The organism is Pseudomonas sp. 13B_3.2_Bac1, from assembly GCF_025466205.1.
In the GTDB taxonomy this organism is placed as follows: domain Bacteria; phylum Pseudomonadota; class Gammaproteobacteria; order Pseudomonadales; family Pseudomonadaceae; genus Aquipseudomonas; species Aquipseudomonas fluorescens_H.
In genome coordinates this window covers 38,829-50,380 of the sequence record NZ_JANLOG010000010.1, presented here as the reverse complement: position 1 = coordinate 50,380, position 11,552 = coordinate 38,829, and the positions used below count along the sequence as shown (strand labels likewise).

Here is an 11,552-nt window from a genome sequence, read left to right as displayed (position 1 = left end):
AAAAAAAAAAAACCCCCCCCCCCCCCCCCCCCCCCCCCCCCCCCCCCGCTCCCACAGGGAAACTGTATGGCTGATTCGATGTGGAACGGGACTGTTGCGAAGTGTGTCTAGACTCTCACCTGTCCCCTCAGAGTAAAAACAATGACAACTACCACCGCTCATTACACCGGCGAAGAGCGCAGCAAGCGCATCTTCGCCATTGTCGGTGCCTCGTCCGGCAATCTGGTCGAATGGTTCGACTTCTATGTCTATGCCTTCTGCGCGATCTATTTCGCCCCGGCGTTTTTCCCCTCCGACAACCCCACGGTGCAACTGGTCAACACCGCCGGTGTATTCGCCGCCGGGTTCCTGATGCGCCCGATTGGCGGCTGGATCTTCGGGCGGCTGGCGGACAAGAAGGGCCGCAAGACTTCGATGATGATTTCGGTGCTGATGATGTGCTTCGGCTCGCTGCTCATCGCCTGTCTGCCGACCTACGCCAGCATCGGCGTGTGGGCACCGTTGCTGTTGCTGTTCGCGCGTCTGCTGCAAGGTTTGTCGGTGGGTGGCGAATACGGCACCACCGCGACCTACATGAGTGAAGTTGCGCTCAAGGGCCAGCGCGGCTTTTTCGCTTCGTTCCAGTATGTGACGCTGATCGGCGGACAACTGCTGGCGGTGTTGCTGGTGGTGATCCTGCAGCAGTTCCTCAGCGAAGACGAACTGCGGGCCTACGGCTGGCGGATTCCGTTTGTGGTCGGTGCGGTGGCGGCGGTGATCTCGCTGTTCCTGCGGCGTTCGCTGAAAGAAACCGCCAGCAAGGAAATGCGCGAGAACAAGGACGCCGGCAGCATCCGCGCGCTGTTCCGTGATCACAAAGCCGCGTTCATCACCGTGCTCGGTTACACCGCCGGTGGCTCGCTGATTTTCTACACCTTCACCACGTATATGCAGAAGTACCTGGTGAACACCGCCGGCATGCACGCGAAGACCGCCAGCTACATCATGACCGGCGCGCTGTTCCTGTATATGTGCATGCAGCCGCTGTTCGGCATGCTCGCCGACAAGATCGGCCGGCGTAATTCGATGCTCTGGTTCGGCGCGCTCGGCACGCTGTTCACTGTGCCGATCCTGTTGAGCCTGAAAAGCATCAGCAGCCCGGTGCTGGCCTTTGTGCTGATTACCGTGGCGCTGGCGATTGTCAGTTTCTACACCTCGATCAGCGGCCTGGTGAAAGCCGAAATGTTCCCGCCGGAAGTCCGCGCCCTCGGCGTCGGTCTGGCCTACGCGGTGGCCAACGCGATCTTCGGCGGCTCGGCCGAGTACGTGGCCCTGAGCCTCAAGGCCGGGGGCATGGAAAACGCCTTCTACTGGTACGTCACGGTGATGATGGCGGTGGCGTTCCTGTTCAGCCTGCGCCTGCCGAAACAGGCGGCGTACTTGCATCACGATCTGTAAACCGATGAGCGCGGGCCGCGATGGCCCGCGCCGGCAAGGACTGTTTATGACTCAGCGACCGGGCAATCAATTGTTCGATGCCTACTTCACTGCCCGCGATATGCGTGACGTGTTCTGCGATCAGGGCCGGGTGCAGGCGATGCTCGATTTCGAAGCGGCGCTGGCCCGGGCCGAAGCGCGGGGCGGGGTGATTCCGGCGTCCGCCGTCGCGCCGATTGCCGCCGCCTGCAACGCCGGTCTGTATGACTTCGCGGCGCTGGGCGAGGCGATTGCCACGGCCGGTAACTCGGCGATTCCACTGGTCAAGGCGTTGGGCAAGCAGATCGCCGCGAGCAGTGCCGAGGCCGAGCGCTATGTGCATCTGGGGGCGACCAGTCAGGACGTGATGGATTCCGGGCTGGTGCTGCAATTGCGTCAGGCGCTGGAGCTGATTGAAAGCGATCTGGCAGCGCTTGCCGATTCGCTCGCCGCCCAAGCCCAACGTCATGCGGCGACGCCACTGGCCGGGCGCACCTGGCTGCAGCACGCCACGCCCGTCACGCTCGGGATGAAGATTGCCGGTTGGCTCGGCGCGGTGACCCGCAGTCGTCAGCGTCTGCGCGAACTCAAGCCACGGCTGCTGGTGCTGCAATTCGGCGGAGCGTCCGGCACCCTCGCGGCACTCGGCGAGCAAGCGCTGCTAATCGCCCAGGCGTTGGCCGAAGAGCTGCAACTGACTTTGCCCGAGCAACCGTGGCACACCCAGCGTGATCGCATCGTCGAGTTCGGCGCGGTACTCGGTTTGATCGCCGGCAGCCTCGGCAAACTCGGGCGCGACGTCAGTCTGTTGATGCAGACCGAAGCGGCGGAAGTGTTCGAGCCGTCGGCGCCGGGCAAGGGCGGTTCGTCGACCATGCCGCACAAGCGCAATCCGGTCGGCGCGGCAGTGTTGATCGGTGCCGCGACGCGGGTGCCGGGGCTGGTCTCGACGCTGTTCAGCGCCATGCCGCAGGAACACGAGCGCAGCCTCGGTCTGTGGCATGCCGAATGGGAAACCCTGCCGGACATCTGCTGCCTGGTGTCCGGTGCGTTGCAACAGGCGCGCCTGCTGGCCGATGGCCTGGAAGTCGACGCCGAACGCATGGCGCGCAATCTCCAATTGACCCAAGGCCTGGTGCTCGCCGAAGCGGTGAGCATCGTCCTCGCACAGCGGGTCGGACGCGACACCGCGCACCATTTGCTCGAACAATGCTGCAAACGCGCGGTGGCCGAACAGCGCCACCTGCGTGCGGTACTCGGCGACGAGCCGCAAGTGACTGCCGAACTGAGCAGCACCGAACTCGATCATCTGCTCGACCCTGCGCATTACCTCGGCCAGGCGCAAACCTGGGTCGAGCGCGCAGTCGCCGAACACAATGCTTTGACTGTCTGAAGGAGAGGGCTGTGGCTTTCGTTCAACTCGCCGATGGCGAACTGCACTATCAATTGGATGGGCCGGTCGATGCGCCGGTGTTGTTGCTGTCCAACTCGCTGGGCACCGACCTGCACATGTGGGACGCGCAGATACCGGCGTTCACCGAGCACTTCCGGGTGCTGCGTTTCGACACGCGCGGACACGGCCAGTCGCTGGTGACGCCGGGGCCGTACAGCATCGAGCAACTGGGTCGCGACGTGCTGGGTCTGCTGGATGCGCTGCACATCGAGCGTGCGCATTTCTGCGGATTGTCGATGGGCGGGTTGATCGGCCAGTGGCTGGGGATCAATGCCGGTCATCGTCTGCACAAACTGATTGTGTGCAACACCGCCGCGAAGATCGGCGACCCGTCGGTGTGGAATCCGCGCATCGAAACCGTGTTGCGTGATGGCCCGGCAGCGATGGTCGCACTGCGTGATGCGTCGATTGCCCGTTGGTTTACCCCGGACTTTTCCACGGCCAATCCGGCCGCGGCGAAGAAGATCACCGACATGCTCGCGGCGACGTCACCTGAAGGGTATGCGGCCAATTGCGCGGCGGTACGCGATGCCGATTTCCGTGAGCAACTGGCGTCGATCAACCTGCCGCTGCTGGTGATCGCGGGTACCGAAGATGCGGTGACGCCACCGTCCGGCGGGCATTTCATTCAGGAGCATGTGCGCGGCGCCGAGTACGCCGAGTTCTATGCCGCGCACCTGTCCAACGTGCAGGCCGGTGCCGCTTTCAGTGATCGGGTGTTGGCGTTTCTGAACGCTCAGTGAGGGAAGATTTGTGGACGAGAAACAACGTTACGACGAAGGTTTGCAAGTACGCCGCGCGGTATTGGGCGATGCCCACGTCGAGCGCAGCCTGAATGCGCTGACCGAGTTCAACTCGGAATTCCAGGAGATGATCACCCGTCACGCCTGGGGCGACATCTGGACCCGCCCGGGCCTGCCTCGGCATACCCGCAGCCTGATCACCATCGCCATGCTGATCGGGATGAACCGCGAGGCCGAACTGAAACTGCATTTGCGTGCGGCGGCCAACAACGGTGTGAGCCGGGGCGAGATCAAGGAAGTGATCATGCAGAGTGCGATCTATTGCGGGATCCCGGCGGCGAATGCCACGTTCCATCTGGCGGAGTCGGTGTGGGATGAGCTGGGGGTCGAATCCCGGGAGTGATGGTGCCTGAACTGACGCCTTCGCGAGCAAGCCCGCTCCCACATTTGGAATGCATTTCCCCTGTGGGAGCGGGCTTGCTCGCGAAAGCGGCAGAAGCCGTGATGCATTAATCAGCACAGGCACTCAGACCCTGGCGACAATGAAAATCCGCTTGAACGGAAACAGCGTCTGCCCGTTTTTCTCCGGCGGATAATGCTTATGCACCCGCATCAGATAGTGGTAGATAAACCGCGCCTGTTCCTGTGGCGTCAGCGCCTGCATCACCGGCCGTAGCGCCGAGACCTTCACCCAGTCGTAGATCGGCGACTTGCCGCCGACCACCTGCAATTGCTCGGTTTCCCAGATGTCCAGTGACGTGGTCAGCGGCGCCAGCAAGCGGTAGTAATCCTCCAGCGACAATAGCGGTCGCGCCGCCATGTGCTGGCGCAGTTGCGGCGTGCCGATGGGGGTGTGACCCGGGCCGGCGTCTTCCAGGGTGTCGAGCATCAGTCGATACCACAAGGCATCGCGCCAGTCCGGCATGTGCGCCGCCAGACAGCCGCCGGGGTTCAGATGCCCCAGCAGGCGCGGCAGCAGTTGTTGATGATCGCCAATGAAATGCAGCACCGCCGCGGCGAGCAGCAGGTCGGCGGGTTGTCTGGGTTGCCATTCGAGCAGGTCGCACTCTTGCCAGCGGGCGTTGATCGGCAGACATCGAGCCTGATCGAGCATCTGCCGCGAACTGTCGACGCCCAGCAACTGCGCTCGCGGCCAACGTTCGGCCAGCAGCTGCGTGGCAATGCCGGTGCCGCAGCCCAGGTCATAAATACGTTTGGGGTTATCCAGTTCGACGCGATCGAGCAGTTCGTTGACCGGGCGCTGGCGTTGACGGGAAAACTGCTGGTACGCCTTGGCGTCCCAGTCGGGGGCTGCGTTGAGTGGGTTGATCATGAGGTGGTCCTCCGATGATCAGCAGTGTCTTCCGATGACAACCTGGCCAAATCTTGAGGACCAACAACTTTGGATAGCGGAAGCGGGGAGGGTGTGGCGCCTGAGTCCTTCAGGTGTTTCCTACTCTACCCGAGGCTTTGCGAAGCGCTACAGATCCTGACGGATGGCTCTCTGATATCCCTTTCCCTGCAGGAGCTGCCGAAGGCTGCGATCTTTTGATCTTAAAAAAGCACAAGATCGCAGCCTGCGGCAGCTCCTACAGATAATCCGGGGCCATTCTCGAATCAGAGCAAGCTGATCGGATAGCTGATGATCAGGCGGTTTTCGTCGAACTCGTTGTTGCTGAAGTCGCGGCGCATCGTCGAGTTGCGCCAGCGCACGTTCAGGTCGCGCAAGGTGCCGCTCTGCACGGTGTAGCCCAGTTCCGATTCGCGGCCCCACTCCTTGCCGTCGGTGACGGTTGCGGTGTGCACGTTGTCGCCGCTGATGTAGCGGTTCATCAGGGTCAGGCCGGGGATGCCCAGGGCGGCGAAGTTGTAGTCGTGGCGTATCTGCCATGAGCGTTCTTGCGCGTTGTCGTAGCTGGAGTTGTAGCTGTCGTTGGCCAGGGTGCCGCCGCTGGTGCCGTTGACGCGCATCCAGGCGCTGTCGCCGGTGAGTTTCTGCAGGCCGACGTAGAAGGTGTTGCCGCCGTAGCGGGCCGAGAACATCCCAGACCAGGTTTTGTTGTCGAGTTCGCCGGCGCGGGCGCTGCCGTCATCCTTGCCATAGAAGAAGCCGAGGTTGGCGCCCAGGGTCCAGTCGCCCAGTGGCTGGCTGTGAGTCAGGTTGACGTATTGCTGGCTGTAGATGTCCTTGAGTTCGGCGTTCCACAGGCCGATCTGCGTACGCTTTTCGTTGAAAACGTATTCACCACCCTGAAAGTTGAAGCGGTCCGAGGTGAACGCCGGCTTACCGAACATCGACATGTCGCTCATGCTGCTGTCGTCGCGCGGGCTATTGGCGCGGAACTGCCCGCCGTACAGGGTCAGACCGTTGATCTCCTTCGAGGTGATCTGTCCGCCACGGAAGGTTTGCGGCAGCGAACGGCCGTCGTCCGAACGCAGGATCGGCAGCACCGGCATCCATTCGCCGACCTTGATTTCGGTCTGCGACAGTTTGGCCTTGAACGCGACGTTGGTACGGCCGAAATTGTCCGCCGGGCGCCCGTCGTGATCCAGTGGCAGCAATTGCGTGCCACCGGTGCCTTTGCCGCCATCGAGCTTTACCGAATACAGGCCGAGCACGTCCATGCCGAAGCCGACGGTGCCTTGGGTGAAGCCGGATTTGGCGTCGAGGATGAAGTTCTGCGTCCACTCTTCAGCCTTGCCCTGAGCCTTGGTCGGGTTGGTGAAGTTGCGGTTGATGTAGAAGTTGCGCAGGTTCAGGTTGGCGCTGGCGCCTTCGACAAATCCGGCTTCTTCGGCTGCGACAGGCAGGGCAGCGCCGGTCAGTGCGAGGGCGATCAGGCCGGGGAGGGCGTACGGCGCAGTTGGATGAGTCATCGCAGGGTCTCTTGTTATTTTTTTGGGTCGAACGGGTCCGTTGCCGCCACTTTCGGGGCAGGCAAGCGCTTGCAGAATCTGGGATGCAGTGGCGGCGATCAGCCGGACGGGACAGGGCGCGGGAGCATGGTGTCGAACCTGTTGTTATTGGTTTTGTGGAACGAATGGTGCGGGGCGCGATGGGCGGGATTCAATCGGGGAAAGCGGGTTTTGGGCGATTATCGAACGCAAGATTGAGTCGGGTTTTTTTGACGTCTATCAGGGCCTCTTCGCGAGCAAGCCCGCTCCCACAGGGGAATGCATTCCAAAAGTGGGAGCGGGCTTGATCGCGAAGAGGCCGGTTCAGACGCCGCAATCTTTCTGGCAGGCAACAAAAAGCCCGCCAAGTGGCGGGCTCCCTGTGTTCACCGGATGATCAGAACAGCTTCATCTTCGGTGCTTCTTCTTTCAGCGGTTCGTTCTGCGCGGTCTGCGCATTCCAGCCACCACCCAGCGCCTTGTACAGGTTGACCGCACTGGTCAGCTGCGCGAGGCGGTCGGTGATCAGCGCCTGTTGCGCGCTGAACAACTGACGCTGGGCGTCGAGGAAGGTCAGGTTGCTGTCGACACCGATGCGGTAACGACGCTCGGCCAGGCGATAGTAATCCTGGTTGGCCGCGACGAAGTCACGTTGCGCTTGCAACTGCTCGGTGTAGGTCTGGCGGGCGGCCAGGCCGTCGGCGACTTCCTGGAAGGCGGTCTGAATCGACTTCTCGTAGTTCGCCACGTCGATGTCTTTCTGGATCTTCGCCGCGTCGAGGCTGGCGCGCAGGCTGCCGGCGTTGAAGATCGGCAGATTGATCTGCGGCGAGAACAGCCAGGTACCCGAACCACCCTTGAACAGGCCGGACAGGTCCGGGCTCAGCGTACCGGCGTTGGCCGTCAGGCTGATGCTCGGGAAGAACGCGGCACGGGCCGCGCCGATGTTGGCGTTGGCCGCTTTCAGGTTGTACTCGGCTTGCAGGATGTCCGGACGACGTTGCAGCAGGTCCGAAGGCAGGCCGGCCGGTACGTCGCTGAGCAGGTCATCCGACAGCGGTTTGGCCGCTTGCAGGTTGGCCGGGATACCGGTGCCGAGCAGCAGGGTCAGGCTGTTTTCGTCCTGAGCCACCTGACGCGTGTACTTGGCCAGTTGCGCCCGGGCGTTTTCCACCGAGGTACGCGACTGCGCCAGGTCCAGCGCCGAGGCGACACCGACTTCGTTGCTGCGGCTGGTCAGCTTGTAGCTTTCTTCGAAGGCACCGAGGGTGTCCTGCGTCAGCTTGAGCAGTTCCTTGTCGGCCTGCCAGGTCAGGTAGGCGTTGGCCACGCTGGCCACCAGGCTGATCTGGGTGCTGCGACGCGCTTCTTCAGTGGCGAAGTATTGTTGCAGCGCTTGTTCGCTCAGGCTGCGCACTCGACCGAACAGGTCGAGTTCGTAGGCGCTGATGCCGACGGTGGCGGAGTAGGAGCTGGTGATGCCCGCTTCACCGGTCTGCGAAGCCCGTGCCGGAACGCGCTGGCGGCTGCCGGTGGCGTTCGCCGAAACCGCCGGGAACAGATCGGCCCGCTGGATGCGGTACTGAGCGGCGTAGGCGTCGATGTTCAGCGCCGCGACGCGCAGGTCGCGGTTGTTTTCCAGCGAGACCTGGATCAGCTGTTGCAGGGCAGGATCATGGAAAAACTGCTTCCAGCCTTGCTCGGCAGCGGCTTGCGCCGGTGCCTGGGCCGGCGAGTACGCCGGGCCCTGCGGGAACTGGTTCGCAACCGGTGCTTCTGGTCGCTGATAATCAGGAATCAGCGAGCAACCGCTCAGCACGAAGGCTGCGACCGCGATGGAGAGTAGCGACTTGCTCATTGGCCAGCCTCTTTAGGAGTTTCTGTGGTGTCATCCTGGTCCGCATTTTTGCGCTGGCCCATGGACGACACGGTGACGAAGAACAGGGGGACCCAGAAAATTGCCAGGATCGTGGCCGTGAGCATACCGCCAATCACGCCTGTACCGATTGCGTGTTGACTGCCCGAGCCGGCGCCGGTGGAGATCGCCAACGGTACTACACCGAGGACGAATGCCAGCGAGGTCATGATGATCGGTCGCAGACGCATGCGGCAGGCTTCGATCGCCGCATCGCGCAAACTGCGCCCTTGTTCATGCAGCTCCTTGGCGAATTCGACGATCAGAATGGCGTTTTTAGCTGCCAGACCGATGGTCGTCAACAGGCCCACCTGGAAGTACACGTCGTTGGACAGACCGCGCAGGCTGGTGGCCATCAGCGCACCGATGATCCCCAGCGGTACCACGAGCATGACCGCGATCGGAATCGACCAGCTTTCATACAGTGCCGCCAGACACAGGAACACCATCAGCAGCGACAGGGCGTACAGCGCTGGCGCCTGCGAACCGGACAGACGTTCCTCGTAGGACAGACCCGTCCAGGAGATACCGACACCGGCCGGCAGCTTCTTGGCAATCGCTTCGACTTCGGCCATCGCTTCACCGGTGGAGTAACCCGGCGCCGGAGAACCGAGGATCTCCATCGCTTCCACACCGTTGTAACGCGCCAGTTTCGGCGAACCGTAGATCCACTCGCCCTTGGCGAACGCGGAGAACGGCACCATGGTCCCGGCGCTGTTGCGCACGTACCACTTTTTCAGGTCTTCAGGGCTCATGCGCGAACCGGCCTGGCCTTGCACGTACACCTTCTTCACACGACCGCGGTCGATGAAGTCGTTGACGTAGCTACTACCGAAGGAAATCGACAGGGTGCTGTTGATGTCGGTAATGCTCACGCCCAGGGCGCGGGCCTTCGCATCGTCGATTTCCAGGTGGTATTGCGGCTCGTCGTTCAGACCGTTCGGACGGACCTGGTAGAGCACCTTGCTCTGCGCGGCCATACCGAGGAACTGGTTACGCGCTTCCATCAGTTTTTCGTGACCGATACCGGCGCGGTCTTGCAGGAACACGTCGAAACCGGTGGCGTTACCCAGCTCCAGTACTGCCGGCGGAGCGAAGGCAAACACCATCGCGTCGCGGAAGCTGAAGAAGTGCTGCTGGGCGCGCTGGGCCAGGGCAAACACGCTGTTGCTCGCATCACGCTCGTGCCACGGCTTGAGCATGATGAATGCCAGACCCGAGCTCTGACCACGACCGGCGAAGTTGAAGCCGTTCACGGTGAACACCGAGGACACCGCACCGGACTCTTTTTCCAGCAGGTAGGAGCGCATTTCGTCGATCACGACTTGCGTACGCTCGGCACTGGAACCGGCCGGGGTCTGCACCTGGGCGAACAGTACGCCCTGGTCTTCTTCCGGGAGGAACGCGGTCGGAATGCGGGTGAACAGCCAGATCATGCCGACCACGATCAGGACGTAGGCCAGCAGGTACGGCGCTTTGCGCGACAGCATGTTGCCGACACCGCGCTCGTAGCTTTTCACGCCGCGGTCAAAGCTGCGGTTGAACCAGCCGAAGAAGCCTTTTTTCGGTGTGCCGTGCTCGCCTTTCGGAATCGCCTTGAGCATGGTGGCGCACAGCGCCGGGGTGAAGATCAGCGCCACCATCACCGACAGGGCCATGGCCGAAACGATGGTGATCGAGAACTGCTTGTAGATCACACCGGTGGAGCCGCTGAAGAACGCCATCGGCAGCAGTACCGCCGACAGAACCAGGGCGATACCGACCAGAGCGCCCTGGATCTGGCCCATGGACTTCTTGGTCGCTTCCTTCGGTGACAAGCCTTCTTCGCTCATCACCCGCTCGACGTTTTCCACCACTACGATGGCGTCGTCCACCAGCAAGCCGATGGCCAGCACCATACCGAACATGGTCAGGGTGTTGATACTGAAACCGAACGCCGCGAGGATGCCGAACGTACCAAGCAATACCACCGGCACGGTCATCGTGGTGATGACGGTCGCGCGGAAGTTCTGCAGGAACAGGAACATCACCAGGAACACCAGCACGATCGCTTCGACCAGGGTTTCAACCACACCCTTGATCGACTCGGTCACCACCGGAGTGGTGTCGTACGGGAACACCACTTCCATGCCTTGCGGGAAGAACGGGCTGAGCTCGTCGATCGTTTTACGCAGGGCTTTGGCGGTGTCGAGGGCGTTGGCGCCGTTGGCCAGTTTTACCGCCAGACCGGAAGAAGGCTTGCCGTTGAACTGGGCCGAGATGGTCGAGTTTTCACCGCCCAGGCCGACGTCGGCAACATCACCGATGTGTACTTGCGAGCCGTCCTGGTTGACCTTCAGCAGAATCGCCTTGAACTGCTCGGCAGTCTGCAGACGGGTTTTGCCGATGATCGTGGCGTTCAGTTGCTGGCCAGGCAGCGCCGGCAAACCACCGAGCTGACCGGACGACACCTGGACGTTCTGCGCCGAAATCGCGGTGCTGACATCGGCCGGGGTCAGGTTGTACTTGTTCAGCTTGGCCGGGTCGAGCCAGATGCGCATCGCGTACTGGGCACCGAAGACCTGGAAGTCACCGACACCGGCAGTCCGCGAGATCGGGTCCTGCATGTTCGACACGATGTAGTTGGACAGGTCGTCCTTGGACATGCTGCCGTCACGCGATACCACGCCGATCACCAGCAGGAAGTTCTTCACTGCCTTGGTCACGCGGATACCCTGTTGCTGCACTTCCTGCGGCAGCAGCGGGGTGGCCAGGTTCAGCTTGTTCTGAACCTGAACCTGCGCGGTGTCGGAGTTGGTGCCTTGCTCGAAGGTCGCGGTGATGGTCATGCTGCCGTCGGAGTTACTTTCCGAGGACACATAACGCAGGTTGTCGATACCGTTGAGCTGCTGCTCGATCACCTGGACCACGGTGTCCTGCACGGTTTGTGCCGAAGCACCCGGGTAGGTCACGGAGATCGCGATGGCCGGAGGCGCAATGCTCGGGTACTGGTTGATCGGCAATTTCAGGATCGATAGTGCCCCGACCAACATGATCACCAGGGCAATTACCCAGGCGAAAATCGGACGGTCGATAAAAAATTTCGACATGA

At 62.0% G+C, this 11,552-nt stretch carries 8 protein-coding genes; 4 read left to right on the top strand and 4 right to left on the bottom strand.

The genetic code is table 11. From position 1 onward, the window contains the following. Positions 1-141 precede the first annotated feature (141 nt). From NTD85_RS01785 to pcaC, 4 genes are read left to right on the top strand one after another with little or no spacing between them, the layout of a single operon-like run. The gene (locus NTD85_RS01785) at positions 142-1,437 is read left to right on the top strand and encodes an MFS family transporter (protein WP_103520919.1); all 1,296 of its coding nucleotides are present in this window, start codon (positions 142-144) and stop codon (positions 1,435-1,437) included. Between the two features lie 46 nt (positions 1,438-1,483). Then, on the top strand, positions 1,484-2,848 hold the full coding sequence (locus NTD85_RS01780) for a 3-carboxy-cis,cis-muconate cycloisomerase (RefSeq protein ID WP_262141278.1): 1,365 nt from the start codon (positions 1,484-1,486) through the stop codon (positions 2,846-2,848). A gap of 11 nt (positions 2,849-2,859) precedes the next feature. Further along, positions 2,860-3,651, top strand: a complete 792-nt coding sequence (gene pcaD, locus NTD85_RS01775) for a 3-oxoadipate enol-lactonase (protein ID WP_201135606.1) — start codon at positions 2,860-2,862, stop codon at positions 3,649-3,651. A gap of 10 nt (positions 3,652-3,661) precedes the next feature. Further along, positions 3,662-4,054: a 4-carboxymuconolactone decarboxylase gene (gene pcaC, locus NTD85_RS01770; protein WP_262141277.1), complete on the top strand. Its 393-nt coding sequence runs from the start codon at positions 3,662-3,664 to the stop codon at positions 4,052-4,054. A 123-nt stretch (positions 4,055-4,177) separates the two neighbouring features. Here the strand turns inward: pcaC and NTD85_RS01765 are convergent, their stop codons facing one another. The 4 genes from NTD85_RS01765 to emhB all read right to left on the bottom strand — a co-directional run bounded on the left by NTD85_RS01765 (position 4,178) and on the right by emhB (position 11,550). Continuing rightward, complete coding sequence (locus tag NTD85_RS01765) at positions 4,178-4,984, bottom strand: methyltransferase domain-containing protein (protein ID WP_262141276.1); 807 nt, start codon at positions 4,982-4,984, stop codon at positions 4,178-4,180. 284 nt (positions 4,985-5,268) lie between these two features. Next, complete coding sequence (locus NTD85_RS01760; RefSeq protein ID WP_262141275.1) at positions 5,269-6,528, bottom strand: OprD family porin; 1,260 nt, start codon at positions 6,526-6,528, stop codon at positions 5,269-5,271. A 415-nt stretch (positions 6,529-6,943) separates the two neighbouring features. Further along, positions 6,944-8,404, bottom strand: coding sequence for an efflux RND transporter outer membrane subunit EmhC (emhC, locus tag NTD85_RS01755; protein ID WP_003222424.1), 1,461 nt, complete (start codon positions 8,402-8,404; stop codon positions 6,944-6,946). Continuing rightward, a complete protein-coding gene (gene emhB / locus NTD85_RS01750) occupies positions 8,401-11,550 on the bottom strand; it encodes an efflux RND transporter permease subunit EmhB (protein WP_003222425.1) in 3,150 nt (1,049 codons plus the stop codon). Before emhB ends, emhC begins: the two co-directional genes overlap by 4 nt. Between the last annotated feature and the right edge of the window lie 2 nt (positions 11,551-11,552).